The organism is Paenibacillus sp. J22P51 (assembly GCF_059692215.1).
On sequence record NZ_JCAUAZ010000025.1, the window covers coordinates 29,519 to 48,287 of the forward strand.

At 48.5% G+C, this 18,769-nt stretch carries 17 protein-coding genes, 1 pseudogene and 1 riboswitch; all 18 genes and pseudogenes read right to left on the reverse strand.

What is annotated here, in order from left to right; genetic code table 11:
* Positions 1-138: 138 nt before the first annotated feature.
* The 18 genes and pseudogenes from AC58QC_RS29080 to AC58QC_RS29165 all read right to left on the reverse strand — a co-directional run bounded on the left by AC58QC_RS29080 (position 139) and on the right by AC58QC_RS29165 (position 18,242).
* On the reverse strand, positions 139-1,914 hold the full coding sequence (locus AC58QC_RS29080; RefSeq protein ID WP_497418506.1) for a putative polysaccharide biosynthesis protein: 1,776 nt from the start codon (positions 1,912-1,914) through the stop codon (positions 139-141).
* A gap of 137 nt (positions 1,915-2,051) precedes the next feature.
* Positions 2,052-2,594 carry a stage V sporulation protein T gene (gene spoVT, locus AC58QC_RS29085; protein ID WP_056617966.1) on the reverse strand — a complete coding sequence of 181 codons (543 nt, stop codon included), beginning with the start codon at positions 2,592-2,594 and terminating at the stop codon, positions 2,052-2,054.
* A gap of 244 nt (positions 2,595-2,838) precedes the next feature.
* Positions 2,839-3,933, reverse strand: coding sequence for a peptidylprolyl isomerase (locus AC58QC_RS29090; protein WP_497418507.1), 1,095 nt, complete (start codon positions 3,931-3,933; stop codon positions 2,839-2,841).
* On the reverse strand, positions 3,920-7,441 hold the full coding sequence (gene mfd / locus AC58QC_RS29095) for a transcription-repair coupling factor (RefSeq protein WP_497418508.1): 3,522 nt from the start codon (positions 7,439-7,441) through the stop codon (positions 3,920-3,922). Before mfd ends, AC58QC_RS29090 begins: the two co-directional genes overlap by 14 nt.
* Before the next feature lie 74 nt (positions 7,442-7,515).
* Positions 7,516-7,743 carry an anti-sigma-F factor Fin gene (gene fin / locus AC58QC_RS29100; protein WP_310502535.1) on the reverse strand — a complete coding sequence of 76 codons (228 nt, stop codon included), beginning with the start codon at positions 7,741-7,743 and terminating at the stop codon, positions 7,516-7,518.
* Between the two features lie 134 nt (positions 7,744-7,877).
* The gene (pth, locus tag AC58QC_RS29105) at positions 7,878-8,438 is read right to left on the reverse strand and encodes an aminoacyl-tRNA hydrolase (protein WP_497418509.1); all 561 of its coding nucleotides are present in this window, start codon (positions 8,436-8,438) and stop codon (positions 7,878-7,880) included.
* Between the two features lie 81 nt (positions 8,439-8,519).
* Positions 8,520-8,741 (reverse strand): hypothetical protein, encoded by a 222-nt coding sequence (locus AC58QC_RS29110; RefSeq protein ID WP_497418510.1) that lies wholly within the window; start codon positions 8,739-8,741, stop codon positions 8,520-8,522.
* 264 nt (positions 8,742-9,005) lie between these two features.
* Positions 9,006-10,403, reverse strand: coding sequence for a bifunctional UDP-N-acetylglucosamine diphosphorylase/glucosamine-1-phosphate N-acetyltransferase GlmU (gene glmU / locus AC58QC_RS29115; RefSeq protein ID WP_497418511.1), 1,398 nt, complete (start codon positions 10,401-10,403; stop codon positions 9,006-9,008).
* Positions 10,404-10,536: 133 nt separating this feature from the next.
* On the reverse strand, positions 10,537-10,821 hold the full coding sequence (gene spoVG / locus AC58QC_RS29120) for a septation regulator SpoVG (protein ID WP_028557369.1): 285 nt from the start codon (positions 10,819-10,821) through the stop codon (positions 10,537-10,539).
* A 118-nt stretch (positions 10,822-10,939) separates the two neighbouring features.
* Positions 10,940-11,323, reverse strand: a complete 384-nt coding sequence (locus tag AC58QC_RS29125; protein ID WP_497418512.1) for a RidA family protein — start codon at positions 11,321-11,323, stop codon at positions 10,940-10,942.
* Between the two features lie 3 nt (positions 11,324-11,326).
* A complete protein-coding gene (gene purR, locus AC58QC_RS29130; protein ID WP_497418513.1) occupies positions 11,327-12,163 on the reverse strand; it encodes a pur operon repressor in 837 nt (278 codons plus the stop codon).
* Between the two features lie 195 nt (positions 12,164-12,358).
* On the reverse strand, positions 12,359-13,213 hold the full coding sequence (gene ispE / locus AC58QC_RS29135; protein ID WP_497418514.1) for a 4-(cytidine 5'-diphospho)-2-C-methyl-D-erythritol kinase: 855 nt from the start codon (positions 13,211-13,213) through the stop codon (positions 12,359-12,361).
* Between the two features lie 270 nt (positions 13,214-13,483).
* Positions 13,484-13,654 (reverse strand): annotated as a pseudogene (locus AC58QC_RS29140) (small, acid-soluble spore protein, alpha/beta type); the annotation flags it as partial.
* 202 nt (positions 13,655-13,856) lie between these two features.
* The gene (gene veg / locus AC58QC_RS29145; RefSeq protein WP_028557365.1) at positions 13,857-14,132 is read right to left on the reverse strand and encodes a biofilm formation stimulator Veg; all 276 of its coding nucleotides are present in this window, start codon (positions 14,130-14,132) and stop codon (positions 13,857-13,859) included.
* A 417-nt stretch (positions 14,133-14,549) separates the two neighbouring features.
* Entirely contained in the window at positions 14,550-15,434 is an 885-nt protein-coding gene (gene yabG / locus AC58QC_RS29150) for a sporulation peptidase YabG (protein ID WP_497418515.1), read from the reverse strand.
* A 55-nt stretch (positions 15,435-15,489) separates the two neighbouring features.
* A complete protein-coding gene (gene rsmA, locus AC58QC_RS29155; protein WP_497418516.1) occupies positions 15,490-16,398 on the reverse strand; it encodes a 16S rRNA (adenine(1518)-N(6)/adenine(1519)-N(6))-dimethyltransferase RsmA in 909 nt (302 codons plus the stop codon).
* Between the two features lie 53 nt (positions 16,399-16,451).
* Positions 16,452-16,985, reverse strand: a complete 534-nt coding sequence (rnmV, locus tag AC58QC_RS29160; protein WP_497418517.1) for a ribonuclease M5 — start codon at positions 16,983-16,985, stop codon at positions 16,452-16,454.
* Between the two features lie 117 nt (positions 16,986-17,102).
* Positions 17,103-18,242 (reverse strand): resuscitation-promoting factor, encoded by a 1,140-nt coding sequence (locus tag AC58QC_RS29165; RefSeq protein WP_497418518.1) that lies wholly within the window; start codon positions 18,240-18,242, stop codon positions 17,103-17,105.
* Between the two features lie 284 nt (positions 18,243-18,526).
* Positions 18,527-18,720: riboswitch (cyclic di-AMP (ydaO/yuaA leader) on the reverse strand.
* Positions 18,721-18,769: the final 49 nt, after the last annotated feature.

Here is an 18,769-nt window from a genome sequence, read left to right on the forward strand (position 1 = left end):
CACTATCGGCTGATTCTGAGCTAAAATTGTTGTACAGAATACAACATAAGCGAGACATACGCCAATTCAACTCAATAATGTTGTATGAAATACAGCATTATCAAGCTTCTCCATAGTTTGAACAACAGATCCCCGCTGCTACTGATCATTCTTCCGCGGCCGCAGCTTCGCCAGGACCGGCGCCAGCTTCCGGTCCAGCTCCGGCATCAGCCGCAGCTCCTCGCGGCTGACGCTGCCGCTGCGCAGCAGCGCAAGCGCGTAGACGGCCGCGCCGCCGGCTACGCCAACCAAAGCGATGGCGCTAGCGCTCCATCGCTCAGGCACATGCCATGCCGCGCTAGCTAGCATGGCCAGCCCTTGCAGCGCTGCGAGGCCGCCGCCCATCAGTCCCACGCCCAGCGCGGGACTGACGGCGTACGGCCGCAGCGCGAAGCGCACCCCGGTGCTGCGGCGCAGCTGCACCAGGTTCAGCCCCGCGGCAGCGGCGTAGGCGATCACCGCGCTGAGCGCGGCGCCGTCGATGCCCCAGCGGGGCATCAACACGACGTTGCCGAGTGCTTTCAGCACGATGGCAACGAGCAGGGCCTTGGCCGGCGTGCGAATTGCGCCGGCGCCTTGGAGAACGCTGGCGCTGACAGCGTTCAGGGTACTAAACAAGGCCGTGAAGGCCAATACGGCCATCGTCCAGCTCGCCTCATCGCTCGTATAGAGCATCATGTTGATCGGCACCGCCAAGAACGCGAGTCCAAACGAGGCGCCGAGCCCGATCAGCCACGCGAGCCTAACAGACATTTCGGCTCGAAAGCGGATCAGATCCATATGCCCTCTTACCTTAGCTTCCGCTATGGCCGGCACTAAGACGGCTGACATCGAGGACGCCACCATGACGACCAGCTGCACGAGTGGAAGCCCACGGTTGTAGAGACCGAACTGGCGCATAGCCTCCAGCTCGCTGCCGATCGAAGCTTCCAACAAACGAGGTATGGTGAACGTATCCACAAGCGTGAGTAACGGCACGACAATAGCTCCTAGGCATACGGGGATCGCATACAACGTAATCCGTTTCGCCCATTGCCAAGATGAGATCACTTGCTCGGCCTCTAAGCCGGCTGCTATCGCTTTCCTCGCCTCCTGCTCTGACCCTTGTCCCGTTCCAGCCTCTAGCTCCCTATACGTCGGCAAGTCTGCCTTCACACGCTTCTCTCGTTCCACCCGCCGCTCTTTCCGCCAATACACGGCCATCACCACTAGACCAGCTCCAGCACCCGTCACAGAGCCAAACGTGGCTCCAGCTGCGATCCATGCCTCATCATAGGCAAGAGCGACCATATACAGCAGTAACGCGACCATCGTTATTACACGAATAAGCTGTTCAATGACTTGCGACAACGCGGTTGGCACCATGTTTTGATACCCTTGAAAATATCCCCGCAGGACAGCAAGAACTGGGGAAAGGAGCAGTGCAAATGATACACTGCGGATCGCTGTTGCGGTTTGAGAAATACCAATCCAACCCGCAATCGTCTCCGCGCCCAAATACAACAGAAGAAAAAAGAGAAGCCCTGCACTCATTAGCAGCGCAGATGAGACAACCACAATCCGCTTCGCGCCAGCATGATCCTCATCCATGACGCGTTCAGCTACAAATTTAGACACAGCGACTGGAAACCCAGCGGTTGCTGCAAATAAGATCAAAATATAGAGCGGATAGACCGCATTATAAATACCAAAAGCTACATCCCCGGCGACGTTTTGCAAAGGAATCTTCTGCAGCGTCCCTAATAACTTGGAGAGCACCGCAGCAGCCCCAAGCAAGGCAGCACCTTTTAACAGCTTGCTTCCCTGTTTACCGTTACCATGCCTCTGGAGCCGGTCGACCTGATGACGATCTCGATCCTTGTCACCCACTCCCATTCGAGTTACCCCTCTACACTATCGGATTCCTTACCTATGTACGTATTATAGCGAAATTTGCCAGTTCAGACAAAAAAAGCTTCGCTTACAGATGGGTCACCATCTCCGTAAGGAAGCCTTCGTTTTGGATTATGTGTTCATTGCTCCATCTGCTTCGCTAGAAATCCAGCTGCAGTCTCGACCATTTTAACTTCCATGTTCCCCATTTTCACATTCTCGTCCTTCGAAATCAGGATAACCGAACCAATGGGATCGCCTCCCGCCACAATCGGTGCAGCTACGAAGGAAGTGAAGGTTTCATTGGTATCTTTAATGATCTCAAATTGCCCCGAGCTGCTTTCAATGACAGCCTTACGGTTTTCCATACAAGACTCAATGATCGCCCCTACGGATTTCTCTAAATAATCTTTTTTAGATCCGCCAGCCATGGCAATAATATGATCTCTATCCGAAATCAAGGCTACATGATTGGTACTTTCAAATAACGACTCGGCATATTCCTTCGCAAAATCACCAAGCTCACCAATCGGTGAATATTTCTTCAGAATGACTTCTCCATCACGATCCACGAAAATTTCCAAAGGGTCACCTTCACGAATGCGTAGGGTGCGCCGTATTTCCTTGGGGATTACAACTCTCCCTAAATCATCTATCCGACGGACAATTCCAGTTGCTTTCATACCTCTAGATGCCTCACTTTCCGCTTTCGAATTAGATACGACACGAGCATGAAACCTTGTATGCTAGATCGGGATTTGGTGGGAACTTGAAATCTATCCATAGTATTCTTCACTTCCCATTCTTCTATGCAGACGCCTCGACTAAGCAATTTACTTTATTTAGCTCTGCATCCTGCTGCGCTTATCATGTCCAAAAATAACAAATAAAAACAGGATGCCCATAATCGGACATCCTGGTAAGTTCTTACTTTGCAGCTGGGCTTGCCGCAGGGCTAGCTGCTGGACTTGCCGCTGGTGCAGGGGTTGCTGCTTCTGGTTTCGGAAGGTTATTCGTTTCGATCAATTTCGGGTATTCTGTTTCTGCAAACTCAGACAAGGATTTCTCAGCAAGCTGAGATTTGATTTGTGTTTTAAGCGTATCATCCAATTGCTTTGTGCTTCTGGATTCAACTTTCATCACGTGGTATCCGAAAGTGGATTCTACTGGATCACTGATTTTATTCAATGGAAGCGTGCTAGCCGCATCCTTGAACTCAGTTACCCATTGATTAATGTCAGCATCTTTGTAGGTGCCGCCAACATCTTTGGAACCTGGATCATCGGAATACTCTTTCGCAAGCGCTGCGAAATCGCCGCCTGCATCCAGCTTCGCTTTCACTTCTTTCGCTCTTTTCAGCGCTTCATCCTTCGTACGAAGATCTGCTTGTGTTGCGGAATCTTTCAAGGAGATCAATATGTGGCTAACGGTTGCAACGTCAAACGCATGTGCTGCCGCTTGTTCTTTATAAGCATCTTGAACCGCTTGGTCCGTGATTTTACTTTCCATACTGCCCATTGTGTAGAAGCTTAATTTCATCAGGGACTCGATATCTTTCAATTCGATACCGTTGTCTTTCAACTGCTTGTCCATTCCGCCTTCTTGCTTGCCGAAGTAGTCTGTGATAGCTTTCATTTGCTCCGTTACTTGTTTGTCAGCATCCGCTTTCACTTTATCATCCGCTTTAGCGGCAAGAACACGGAAAGTAACCATTTGCTTCAACATATCTTGTTGAAAAGCTGGGTCTGCCAAGTATTGAGCTAACTGCGGGGAGAACATTTTATTTACGTTGATGAATGAATCGAATTCACCGCGTGTAATTTTCCCGCCTTCTTTGTACGTAGCAATAATATCACTTGGATTACCTTTAGCAGCCGCTGAAGCGGAAGGCGAAGCTGTTGCAGCGCCTTCCTTTTTGCTTCCGCACGCGCTGAGGACAGAAAATGCAAGGACTACTGTCACCAAACCTAATATCCATTTTTTCGAAGTAAGTCGTTGTCTGCTAGTTTCATTTGGCAACATCCTGTAATTCCCCTTTCGTTTTCAGAACATCCTTATATTGTACCAAGAATTTCTCCAACAATTCGATGGAGGCTTCCGGCTTCATACCTTTAAAGCGGATAACAATAAGTAGCTGCGGATCTGCGTTCAATTTGATACGACCATCAAAGCCTTTGGACAAAGCAAGCAGCTTCTGGCCATCCAGCCTGCCATTCTGGTCGATATGCACCTTGATTAGGTAATCCTCCCCTTTTTGGCTAATCGTTTCAATCCGGTAATCCGAACCGTATGCTTTCAAACGAGCCACTGTCAGTAGGTTGAACACGGCCTGCGGCAGATCACCGAAGCGATCAACAAGCTCATCATGCAGGTCCGCGGCTTCTTCCAGCGTACGAATGGCGGCCACTTTTTTGTAAATTTCGATTTTCTGCATGCTGTCATAGATGTAATCAGATGGCAAATACGCGTCCAATTGAATATCGATCGAAGTATGCCATTCCGGTTCTGGAATGACCGCTTCTCCATCTATTTCCAGCTTCAGCTTAGCAATTTCCTCGGCAAGCATTTGCGAATACAAATCAAAGCCGACGGATGCAATGAAGCCGTGCTGCTCAGCACCCAATAAGTTTCCTGCGCCACGAATGGATAAGTCCCTCATCGCAATTTTAAAGCCTGAACCTAGTTCTGTAAACTCTTTAATCGCTTGAAGTCGTTTCTCGGCTACTTCTGTCAGCACTTTATCACGCTGATACGTGAAATAAGCATAAGCAACGCGATTCGACCGACCTACACGTCCGCGCAGCTGATAGAGCTGGGAAAGCCCCATTTTATCAGCATCATGAACAATAAGGGTATTCACATTCGGGATATCTACGCCGGTCTCAATAATGCTCGTGCTGACGAGAACATCATACTCCCCGTCCAAGAAATCGAGAATCGTCTTCTCGAGCTCCTGCTCGCCCATTTGACCATGTGCTACGGTTACCCGTGCATCCGGAATCATCATCGAGATTTGATCGGCTATTTGTGTAATGCCTTGTACTCGATTGTAAAGGTAGTACACTTGCCCTTCACGCGCCAATTCACGTTCGATGGCTTCTCTAACCAGCGTCGGTCCATATTCCACCACATAGGTCTGAACCGGGAAACGGTTCTCTGGCGGCGTTTCAATAACGGATAAGTCACGGACGCCCAGCATGGACATATGCAAGGTTCTTGGAATTGGTGTCGCGGTTAGCGTGAGCACGTCCACGTTCGTCTTAAGTCGCTTGAGCTTCTCCTTGTGGGACACGCCAAAACGCTGCTCCTCATCGACGATAAGCAAGCCCAGATCCTTGAACTGAATATCTTGTGACAAGAGGCGATGGGTCCCAATCACGACATCCACGACGCCCTTCTTGACCCCTTTCATAACCTCCGTCTGTTCCTTCTTGGAACGGAAACGACTTAATACCTTCACATTGAACGGATAGCCGGAGAAGCGCTCACGGAATGTTTCATAATGCTGCTGCGCCAAAATCGTCGTTGGCACGAGAACAGCAACCTGCTTCCCGTCAATCGCCGCCTTGAAAGCTGCACGGACAGCAACCTCCGTTTTACCATAGCCAACGTCGCCGCATAGCAACCGATCCATGGGACGTGCTTTTTCCATATCAGTTTTGATTTCCTCAATGGCGCGAAGCTGATCCCGCGTTTCATCGTAAGGGAACATGGCTTCGAACTCATTCTGGTAGGAGCTGTCTTTGCTAAATCCGTATCCGGTCGCGGCTTGGCGCTCGGCATACAGCTTAATCAGCTCATCTGCAATATCTTTGACAGATGCGCGAGCTTTGCTCTTCACGCGTGCCCAATCTGCGCCGCCGAGCTTATATACCTTCGGTTCTTTCTCTTCGGAACCGACATACTTTTGAATCAAATCAATCTGATCAATCGGAACAGACAGCTTATCGCCGCCGGCGTACATAATATGCAGATAATCCTTATGAATCCCGCCGACCTCTAAGGTGCCGATGCCTACATATTTCCCAATCCCGTGGTTCACGTGAACGACATAGTCACCGACCTTCAGCTCTTGATAGCTCTTGATCCGCTCCGCGTTCTCGAGTTTCTTCTCCACTTTACGTGCCTTACGCTGCTTCTGAGTGAAAATTTCACCTTCGGTAATTACAACGAGATGGATGGAAGGCATTTCAAAGCCTGTTTGCAGATTGCCATCGACAATCTCAGGAACTTCGATCTGGTAGTCACCTAGTACGCGACGCACTCGCTCTGCACGGTCATCCCCATTTGCAAGCAGAATGACCTTGCTGCCATTTTTCTTCCAGCGCTCCATTTCTGCCTTGAGCAGATTCATCTGTCCATGGAAGTTTTGCATCACACGGCAGACAAAGTTCACGATATTTTGCGGCTGAATACCCGCTACCTGACGAAGGAAAAGGGATACATACAACGTCGGGTACGGTCTGCGGTGCAGTAAAGTTTCGTAAGATTTGGACAGCACAAAAGCCGGCAAGCTCTTCCCCTCAGTTAATGCATGCATCATCCACTCGGCTTCATCACGCTCGAGCTGCTTCGCGGTTTCCAGAAGGCGGGCAGGCTCGTCGATAATGAGAATCGAATCTTTGGGCATGTAGTCCATGAGCGTCTGTCTTTCCGTATATAGGAGAGAAATATATTTATAAATGCCTGGGAACGTCTGGCCCTCGCGCATCAGCTCAATATCGCGGCCTATGACCTCTAACAGCTTGTCTTTGGCTGAACGTTCAGTCATCTTCGCCAGCTGCGCCTGCAGCAGCTCGTACGCGTGCTGTGCCGCTGATTGTAACCGCTTTCTATCCGCTTGAATCTCGCGGCATGGAGGGATCGTCACCGTTGTTAATTTATCAATTGACCGCTGGTCACTTACATCGAAAGTCCGAATAGAGTCGACTTCGATATCAAAAAGCTCAATCCGAATCGCATTCTCCGACGTTAATGGAAATAAATCGAGAATGCCGCCTCGCACACTCATTTCGCCTTTGGTTTCAACGCGTTCCACTCGTTCGTAGCCTAGGCTGGATAAGCTGGCTAGCAGCTCGTCTAATTGAACCGTATCCCCGACACTAATCGTTACACGGGATTCCTCGAACACTTGTTTGAGTGGCAGCAATCTTCTCACGCCAGCAAATGGCGCAATGACTACGCCGCGGTATCCGCCGGCAAGTTTGGTGAGAACGTCAATACGCTGCGCTAGCATCTCCGGGCTTGAAGCTGCTTCTTCCGTAGTCAGAAGCTCTTGAGATGGATAGAGCAGCACTTCTTCAGGGGATAGACACTCTAAGAGGTCTTCCGCTATTTTTTGCGCAGCGAACATATTGTGCGTAACAACGAACAACGGTCGCTCAAGTTCTCGCGCGAGTGAGGCCAGCATCACTTGCCTGGAGGAGCCAGTTAAACCGGCAATGAGCTGCTCTTTCATTTCGGACTTGAGGCCTGTCACGATCGTTTGAAAGTCGGTATCCGCAGAAAAAGCTTGAATTAAAGCTTGCAAACAAGTACACTCCCCTCACAAAAAGAAGCCTCGGCACACTTGCCTCGGCTATTAACTCTTCATCTTCATCATGATTATTGCAACGGACTGGCTAGCAGGGATAATTCCGGGTTAGCTTCTAGTGCCTCGTGACAATAGTCGCAAACGACCCTAACCGTAACATCTCCGTTCGTATTATACGATATTATATCTCTACGCTCATCAGGGGTCAAGAAATGGAAGCCTAACTGCTGCTCCGTAATCGCATGCTGATTAATTTCCCCGACAAATGTATGACAATGCCTGCAAATATACTTGATCATATGTATGCCTCCTTCGACAATTCGATTACATCCTAGTATGACCATTCTTCGGAGAAATTAGCCGAATCTGCCATTGTCATTTCGGATAGGCCGCGTACATATCATCATTTATACAACAGAATGGCTGAATGTGTTTATTTATTAAACTTAGCCATCGTTTTCTCGAAGGACTCCCCTAAGCTAAACTCCATCGCGTCGCACGTTAAGTCCAGCACTTCGTTGATGGATTTCATCTCTTCTTTGGAGAAGTTGGACAGCACGTAATCCGCAATATTATAGCCAGGCGCCGGGCGATTTACACCAATCCGAATGCGATTGAAAATTTGTGTGCCCCCGTGCTGAATAATCGACTTAATACCGTTATGTCCACCAGGACTCCCTTGATACCGAAGTCGAATTTGTCCAAAGGTTGTGTCCATATCATCATAGACAATAACGACGTCTTCGATTTTCGCTTTATAGAAATCGAGGAATGCTCGCATGGATTCACCCGAAAGGTTCATGTAGGTCATCGGTTTGAGTAAATACACCTTTGTTCCGTTTACATTTCCTTCTGCCAGCAGCCCCTTCCCTTTATTCTGAAAAGAGGTGATCCCCCATTTGGCAGCAAAGCGATCAATCGCCATGAACCCGACATTGTGCCGATTCAGCTCATACTGCTTTCCCGGATTTCCCAGTCCGATAAAACATTTCATAATTTTCAAAATCCCCCTAGCGATAAACTAAAAAACCTTTGCGGAACCCGCTTCTAAAGGTTATTGTTTACAATATACCTGTTACCCAATGCTATCCATCCCATAAAAGCTGTAGGTGATAAAAGAACGATGTATCTTCATGGACAACAGCTTACAGAAGATGATCATTTCCAAGATCATGTCGATGCGGACGTACCCGTCCAAGTATACTATCAAAATCTGCACAAGGATATAGGCTTCATTGAAATGTACAACCGTCATTTCGTTAAGATTAATCGTATCTTTTATAGCAGAAAGAAGCATACTTTTGTCTCGCGCCCCGGATATTAAGCGCTTACATTGCTGGGACGATGAACCTCAGTCATCGGGTTACCCCATCCCCATTGTCTTACAACGCTAACATGCGTATTAGCGTAAGACAAAGAACCTCTTTCGGTCTCGCTCAGCCTGGTCGCTTTCACCTCAACCAATCTGAGTGGGTAGCACCATATTTCTAGCGTACCCTACCTCAAGAGGTTCCATTCCTATCGCTCAAGCACTCCAATGCACATAGTCACTCGGAGTCTATCAACGACCTTTATTTTCTTTCTTCGCCTTCATCCGTGCTTTGATTTTATCTGCATAGCCCGCTTTATTCTCTTGACGCTCACGCGCGATAGCCAGATCACCCTCGTTTACGTTATGTGTAATCGTGGAACCTGCAACCACATATGCCCCGTTCCCAATTTTCACTGGCGCGATCAAATTGACATTGCTGCCCACGAACGCATTATCGCCAATTTCAGTCAGGTTTTTATTAAAGCCATCATAGTTCACCGTTATCGCACCGCAACCGATGTTGACATTCGTACCAACAACCGCATCGCCCACGTAACTCAAATGAGAAACCTTCGTTCCTTCACCCAGCGTCGCGTTTTTAATCTCTACGAAGTCGCCTACCTTCACTTGCTTGCCAAGCTTAGCGCCAGGTCGTAAATAAGCAAATGGCCCTACCGATGTTTCGCTATCTACAAATGCACCTTGAAGGACCGATTGTTTAATCGTCACTTCATCCTGAATCGTGGAATCGATGATTTCCGTTTGCGGTCCAATCGTACAAAGCTCACCGATATGTGTGTTTCCGCGCAAAATCGTGCCTGGCAGCAGAACCGTATCTGCGCCAATCGTAACATCCTTCTCGATATACGTATTCAGCGGATCGATAATGGTAACCCCGTTCAACATATGCTCGCGGTTAATCCGCGCTTTGAACAGCTGCTCGGCTTCGGACAACGCCACACGATCATTCACACCAATCGATTCAGCTGGATCTGCCATACAATAGCCTTGGACGACTTCACCTGCACTCGTCATAATGCCGATCACATCGGTTAGGTAGTATTCGTTTTGTACATTCTGGTTCGTAACCGACGCCAGCGCTTTGAACATTTTACGATTATCAAAAATGTACGTACCCGTGTTAATCTCCTGAACCGCCGCTTCCTCTGGCGTGCAATCCTTCTGCTCTACGATCCGCGCTACGCGTCCATCTTCTCCGCGAATAATGCGTCCGTAGCCTTGCGGCTCACCCAGCTTCGCTGTCAAAATCGTAGCTGCCGCACCCGATTGTCGGTGCAGCTCAATCGTCTCTTGCAGCGTAGCTGCTGTAATAAGAGGGGTATCCCCGCAAATGACGACCGTCATCCCTTCTTCTTCACCAAGCAGATCCTTGGCCTGAAGCACCGCGTGACCTGTTCCAAGTTGCTGCTCTTGCAGCGCATACTGCGCACGATCGCCTAGGTAGCCTTTCACTGCCTCCGCACCAAATCCAACAACCACGACCGTTTGCGTTACTTCTATATGTTGCAGCGTATCCACAACGTGACCCACCATCGGTTTACCAACAACCGGATGAAGCACCTTGTATAGCTTTGATTTCATTCGTTTCCCTTGTCCTGCAGCCAATACAATTGCCATGAGCTTCAACGAATATCCAACTCCTTTATTTTAATATCATAATTTCTCTCTTTATCTCTAAATCGATGAGTTCTTCCCCCAATATAGCATCATTACCTGCGAAAAGAAAAGAGAGCCCCAGGGGCTCTCTCAATAATCTGAATTATGCGCCTTCTTCAATAACTTCCTCTTCTACAGCTGCGCGGTCATATTCAGCGAGTACTGCTGCTTGAATTTTCTCACGAGTTGTGGACGAAATCGGATGAGCGATATCGCGGAATTCACCGTCTGGTGTTCGCTTGCTCGGCATAGCAACGAACATTCCGTTATTGCCATCGATGACACGAATGTCGTGTACGACGAATTCGTTATCAATGGTAATAGAAGCAATCGCCTTCATCCTCCCCTCGGAGTTTACCCGGCGGAGTCTTACATCTGTAATTTGCACTTGTGTTCACCACCTTTTTCCATCTCTGAGACTTGGGTGATATATTCAACATCTCTATGCAAATTCCTTCTTATTTTTTTGAAATTTTTGATAATTTAATGTGTTCTTAATGTTTCTGTTAAATTTCGACAGGAATCACAGCAATTAGTTCAATTTCGACATAAACATCACGGGGTAATCTCGCAACTTCAACGGTAGATCTAGCAGGTTTGTGGTCACCGAAGTAGGTTGCATAGATCTCATTAAGCTCTCCAAATTGGTTCATGTCCTTCAAGAAGACAGTTGCCTTCACAACATGTCCGAAAGATGAACCCGCTGCTTCAAGCACGCCTTTCAAGTTTGCAAAAACTTGGATAGCCTGTTCCTTGATGCCGCCCTGGACGATTTGGCCATCCAAACCTAACGGGATCTGTCCGGAAGTAAACAAAAGGTTACCCAACTTAACCGCTTGTGAGTAAGGTCCAATAGCAGCTGGTGCTGCTGATGTTGAAATGAATTCCATGCTTTACGAATCTCCTTTTTTCACGTCAAAATAGTTGCCTGGCTCTACAGTAATTTGCTTCGTCTTGGAGTCCACACCATATAACCGAGCTAATGACACATAGTTATCCACCAACTGCTCCTCGGCCTCGCAGGATTCCATGAAAACGCCTACGCCTTGAACTGTCGCTTTAAACTCCGCTAACAGATCCATCATGCCATGAATCGTACCGCCAACATGCATGAAGTCATCGATGATCAGCACTTTGGATTCTTCCTTCAGTGCGCGCCTTGCAAGCGACATCGTCTGAATCCGCTTGTTGGAGCCCGACACATAGTTAATACTAACGGCTGAACCTTCTGTCACCCGGCTGTCTCTACGTACAATTACAACAGGCAAATTCATATAGGTAGCCGTCGCATAAGCGAGCGGTATCCCTTTCGTTTCAACAGTCATAATCACGTCCACTTCGCGACCAGCGAAAGCGGATGCAAAGGTTTTGCCAATTTCGTTCAAATACTGGGGCTGCCCCATGATATCCGACATATACAAATAGCCGCCCGGAAGAATCCGTTCTGGTTGTTGTAGTTGCAAGCATAGGTTCTGGATAAACTTCAGGGATATTTCTTTTGGCACCTTCGGTGAAAACTTCACGCCTCCAGCTGCTCCGGCTAGTGTATTCAGTTCACCCAATCCTTCTTCTTCAAACACTTCTTTAATGATGGCAAGATCTTCGCTAATGGAAGATTTCGCGGAGTTGTAACGCTCGGCAAAAGTCGTTAAAGGGATTAACGAGTGGGGGCGAAACAACAAATATTGTGTCATTTCTACCAGCCTAGCGCTCCTTTTCAACTTTTTCATCGCACTACCCCCAAAAATCCGAATATTATAATGAAAATATACCACTTTTATACGTATTTATTCAAGCTAACCATGAAAATTATGTTAACACGAACCTCACACAAATGTAACGCGCAAAAAAAATTATATACCACCATTACCATTATGCCCCATTAGATGAAAAAGAGCCCCATAGCGGGGCTCAAATAAGGCTCTTTATGTCAGCATGCGCACAGCGTAAACATCCTTACAAAAGCCTCGCAGTCCGTTATAGATGCGCGGCACCTTGGCCTCCTTGGAAACAAGGCCAAATACGGTCGGCCCGCTGCCTGACATCAACACACCGTCTGCACCCAAACGCTGCATGCACTCCTTGAGGTGTCTGACTTCTGGATAGAGATCCAGTGTCACTTCTTCCAACACATTGCCTAGGTTATTGCACAGACGATCAAACTGCTTGTCCCGTATAGCACTTAGCACACCTTCCGTTGAAGGATGATGCTTAATTTCCCGCGCGTTCAACTTACCGTAGATCTCTGAAGTCGACACATTGATCGGCGGCTTCGCCAGCACCACCCAGCACTGAGGCGGAGCCGAGATATGCTCCAGCTTCTCGCCGCGACCTGTCGCAAGGGCAGTCCCGCCAGTCACACAGAAAGGCACGTCAGAGCCAAGCTCTGCGCCAAGCACCTGAAGCTCCTCATTCGGGATGTTGAGGTTCCAGAGACGGTTGAGACCTCTCAGCGTTGCTGCCGCATCGCTGCTTCCACCAGCCAAGCCTGCAGCCACAGGAATGCGCTTGTCCAAGTGAATGTAGACACCCTGCTTCACGTCGTAGCGGCCCTTAATGAGACGCGCGGCCTGAAAGGCCAGGTTCTTCTCATCAAGCGGAATATAGCCCGCCTGACTCGATATGATAATCGTATCCCGCGCCAACTCCTGCATTTCGATCCGATCCGCCAGGTCCACCATCGTCATCACCATCTCGACTTCGTGGTAGCCGTCGGGTCTTTTATGTAAAACATCAAGAGACAAATTAATTTTAGCCGGTGCTTTCTCAAAAATCTTCATCCGATCACCTTCTTTTGCTCGATTGCCATTGAGATATTATAACAAAAGCGCAAAAAAAAAGCTAAAGCAATTGCTTTAGCTGTAATATGGACGTTGCGCCCCTTGCCCTGTCTGTTGGTAGCCAGCGGGCGGATGATTCATCGTGGCTGATTGTTGCTGATACGTGTTATATGATGGTGCATAGCCCTGCCCGTTAAATGCCGGTTGACTAGCCGTCGGCTGACTGTAGTTATACGGCGCAGCCTGAGCGTTAGTCGGCGTTGAAACATACTCCTTCGCCAGATGCTCCTGGGCAATTTGTATCGCCCGCTTCACCATATTCCCCGCATCCTTTGTGCGAATGCCTGACCAACCTTCACGCTGCACGACATCGTAGAAACCAAGATCTTTTGCCAATTCGTATTTAAAGCTTTCGGACATCACACTTCTTCTTCGACTCATACCGAATCCCCCTTATCATTTTCGCAAAATGAACTTGCAACCATCATAAGCAGTGATTGATGACGATTTCGATTAGTATGTCCCAACATTGTAAGTCCATGCACCTTAGTGAATTCCACAGTGCGTTTCACTATGATCAATCACATAAATAGAAAGCAAAAACAGACCACGAGGGTCTGTTCAATATCGAAACGCTATTAAGCTAATGCTGTATGTAAGTGATGCGAACCTGACCATCATCGTTGCATACCGTAACTTCGACGGACTCGGTGAGGATATCGGCGTAGCTGTATGACACTCGTTTGAAGGCGTGGGATTCTTGATCTAATTTCACAATAAACACAGAAGGGTAGGTTTCTTCTAAAACACCAGAACGCTCGACAGTCTTACGACGGCCACCATTCGCTCTCAACATGATCTTCTGCCCAACGTGGGGCTCCAAACTGCGTTTGATTTCCAATAGCGCATTTTTTGCCATTGTCAACTACCACCTCTTTCCTTGTCAATTATAACCCATTCAACCATTCATGTCAAATGAGGGCAAATATTATATCAGCACCCCAATCCCGTTGTCAACGGCATTTTTGTTCAGTTTCCGATTTCCCCTCCCTTCAGGTTGTCACCAATGTTCGCAAATTATTCACACTTTTCCAGTTAAGGAGAAACTTCTTCATCACACTCCACGAACGCGCACATTCTTCTAAGTGTTCCGAAGCAAACATAGACAATTAAAGTTTTCTAAGCATAAAAAAAAAGAACACCTCTCGGCCACCCTCCTTCATGGAGTTGATGACAAGCAAGTGTTTCTTTCATGCGCTTTATTTCCATATGCGTCCATCGACACAACATCACTGCCGGCCACATTTTGTCCCTCATCCAGGAGCGCCTTGAACAGCTATACAGACTCTTCCGTGTGTTGAATACCAGGAACCCCCATTCGATAGCTACCACGCGTCTCCACCCCACCTAGACCTTCTAAGCCCGTTACCGTTAAGTCCATGATGTCCAGCATCGAGATCGTTTCTCTTGTCGGGGTATAGGACAACTTGGCAGCGATACACAGGGGATCTAAGGCGTGAATTAGAATACGAGCAGGTGAGCTCGCGAAATTAGCCCCAGCACGTAATAACGCTTCAAAATGCGACTGACAAGCACCCGCCACAATAATTAAAGCATCACGATTCCTCTCATATTGTCTGGCCACTCGAACCGCATTCACAAAGTTCTGTGAATTCTTATAGCTCGACAGGTTGCTCGGGCTAATGCTTTGCCGATTTTTCAAAATGCCATCATGTCCTGTGATGACGACAATGTCCGGCTTATATTGAGGAAGCAATCGTTGCAGCGCTTCCGCCATCTGCACCTCAGGAATGAAAAAACCTTCTGCCGGCACGCGTAATTCACCGTAGAGCTGCATACTTTTACGCAGATAGCTTGGATCGCCATCCAGATGAAGCACCCTTCCCGGCACCTCAAAATAGCTATTATTATTGGTTTGAGGCTTTTGTTTGTGGTTGATGGCTTGCTGATTCTTCTCTTGCAACTGCACTTGGGACACTGCTAGCCGACGCAGCGACTCACGAAACTCAGGCGAACTTGATCGTGGATGATCCACGGTCTCCTCCTTAAGATTCGTTTTTGTCAGATCTGAGAGCGGCGCATCTGCTAGCAGCCGAAAATCGACACCTCGCAGAATGGCCTTGAGATGCTCAATTCGTTCAATTTTAAACACGACGTCTCCGCCGTAGGAAATACGGGTTACATAATCTCCTTGCCTCATCGCACAAATCCCCTCCTAGGGGTATCCTATGGCGAGACTAGGCATTTGGTGCGGGTTATTTGCAGCCGTGCGCACGAAGAGCCGTTGACAAGCGAGCGAACTCCTCCATGCTGAGCGTTTCTCCACGACGCGAAGGCTCGATCTGAATGCTGTGCAGCAACGCTTCCAGCTCCGGCTTGTTCTCTTTAGTAAAGAACCTCGCCGCGAGGTTGTTATAAAGGGTTTTGCGACGCTGAACGAAGGACGCCTGGACGACAGCGAAGAAGAAGTCCACATCCGCTACTTCAACTGGCGGCGCTTGACGCACGCGCAGCCGGATGACGGCGGAATCGACGTTCGGCTGCGGTACGAAGACGGTGCGAGGCACGATCGTGACGAGCTCCGGCTCGCAGTAGAACTGCACGGCAATGCTAAGGCTGCCGTAGTCCTTGGTACCCGGACGAGCCGCCATGCGGTCGGCCACTTCTTTTTGAATCATCACGACGATATTCTCCAGCGGAAGCTTCTCTTCGAGAAGCTTCATGATGATCGGCGTCGTGATGTAGTAAGGCAGGTTGGCGACAACACTGACGCCCTCCATGCCTTCGAAATGCTGCCGGAACAGCTCCGGCAGGTTGGTCTTCAAAATATCCCCATGAACGACAGTCGCATGAGGGTAAGGCGCCAGCGTCTCGTCCAGAATGGGCAGCAGACGCTGATCGATCTCAACGGCCAGCACGCGGCCAGCGAGCTTGGCTAGCTGCTGTGTGAGCGCGCCGATGCCGGGGCCGATCTCCAGCGCAGCCTTCGTAGGCCCGAGCTCAGCGGCCATAACGATCTTGCTCAATATATTTTGATCAATCAAGAAGTTCTGGCCTAAGCTTTTCTTCAGCACGAGACCATTTCTCTTAATAATTTGCTTCGTTTTACTCGGTGTAGCTACATCTTCTGCGGTTACAATCACTTCTTGCCCGGATATCGTCATAGGATAGACCTCGTTATCTATAGGTTCTCGTACTCGTGATTCAATGTGATGATTCAATTCAAATGCTCAAGCGCCGCCTCGAATTCCTCTCGCGAAATCTGAAACATCGCACAGCGCTTATAAAATTGCTTGCCATTGCAATAACCAATGCCTAACGCGTTGCCTACGGCCAAACGGCGAGCCGCCGCATCTGGATGGACGATGAGGCCAGCCGCGATCAAATCCTCCATCGTCAGCTGCGAGATCGCCGCGTCATACTCTGTCCGCAGGCTCTGAAGCGCCTGACGGATCGTCTCCGGCGTCGCATTCTCGACGCCAATATCACCCTTATACGCAGCTTGCTCCTGCGTAATGAAGGCATGCTTACAGCCAGGTACCTTGGCTGCCACGATTTTACGGATCCGCTCACCTGCGTGATCAGGATCCGTGAATATAATGACGCCTCTGCGCTGCTGAGCCAGCGCAATTCGCTTGAGTACGGCTTGTCCGATGGCGGACCCGCCTGTTTCAATCGTATCCGCCTCCACAGCCCGCCTGATGGCAGCCGTGTCGTCCTTACCTTCCACAACGATCATTTCTTTTATCATTTACGTTTTCCTTCCCCAGTACGCAGAAAAAGAAGAGGGGTCTCCTCTTCTTTCGCGCAGGCATATGCCAAGCTACGTGTATAGCCTAGTGTTCCCGGCCTAACTACCGTTTACACGTTAGTTTTGGGACGGTTTTGTGGGGCCTACCACATACACCGTGTACCCTTGTTTCGTTCCGAATTTATTCGCATAAGCATGATCTTCATAGTACACATCGATCATTTGACCTTTCACACCGCTGCCAATATCCTCAGCACGACGGAAACCAATGCCTTCAATGTATACCCACCAACCCAGTGGAATCACCTTCGGGTCAACGGCAATCGTACGCCCTTCAGTTACAGTAGTTCCTGTGTAGGTTTTACCATAACCAGAGGAGCCCTCGGTTTTGCCTGTCGACTCCGCGTCCGCTGAATAGGCAGTAAGTTTCACGTTTTTGAGGATTTGTTTGTAGCCGAAGGTCACACCATTCTTGGAAACCTCATCCACGCTCGGTGAAGAGGCGGAGAGAACGACCACAGGATTTTTCGTTCCTACGGAAACTACTTTCTTAACGCTTTCTGTTTGTACTTCTTCACCCACAACTGCTTCCGCGACTAATACACCGTCCTCGAAAGTCTTTTCTTTCTTCTTCACCAGAACGCCTGCTTTACCTTCTTGGACCACTTGCTCTTTCCCTTTAAGTAAAGACGCGTCATTCTTTTTCTCTGTCTCGAATGCGATCGGTTCAGAGACTTCCTCCGTCTCTTTTTTCACACGGACGATCTTGATTTCATCGCCTGTGCTAAGAGCGGCCGTCGGTTCGGGAGAAATACGATCGTTCTCCCCAAGTGCAATATTTAAACGTTGCAATGCACTTTCTACCGTTCTTGCAGTTGTGTAAACAGTGGTGGTCTTTCCATCAGCAGTCAATTGAACTGGTGAAGCATGCTCGATTACAATTTTGTCTCCACCCTTGAGCTTGGTCGTGAGTGCAGCTGAAATTTCATCGTGTTCACCAATCGTTATGGCTTGTTCATCCAGTAGGCGTTGCAGGACCCATTGCTTCGTGTGCACAATAGTTTCTTGTCCATTCACAACCACGGATACGCTCTTGGTAGCCGTTCCGTACAACAACACCAAAAACATGAAAGTCATTGCGATTGAGATTATAGCTAGGCTTAAAATCAAACGCAAGTTTTCATGCTTCCATCGCAATGCGAAGGACATGCTGGATGATCGTTTTACATGGGTCTCGCTAATTGAGATACTGCCCACTTCTTCGGTCCTCCTTCAAAGCCTCGCCGCCAGGTTACAGCATGATTAAATTTGACGCGACTAAGGTTTTTAGTTTAACTTAACATGCTCGCCATCATCAGCCTGCTTAACTCGCTGAATCTGGTCGTCCCCCCCTTTTACCTATTCATCATCCTATGAATTCCGGGTTATTTTATGTCTTCCGATCTGTGTAAAACCCTGTATGAGGACAAAAAGCCAGCAAGAAGAGGACTCTTCTCGCTGGCTTAGTTTGCATAGTGAAATACAAATAGCACGCACGACAATCGTTACCTCTCTTACGCTTACGAGGTTAGCTGACGGATTCGGACGTGAGAGTCGCCCTACGTAGACGCAAACTGCTTGTTTGACGTCTATGATTCACCCCTGTTACTCTCTGCTTACTTAACCGCATTTGAATGCTCATTAAGCTTGCAGTGGTTCCCCCGTTTCCACATTTGGAACTCAGCGAATGGAAAATTGGCAAATTGGATATTAAGTTATTATGAAAAGTATATTACGCTGTTAAT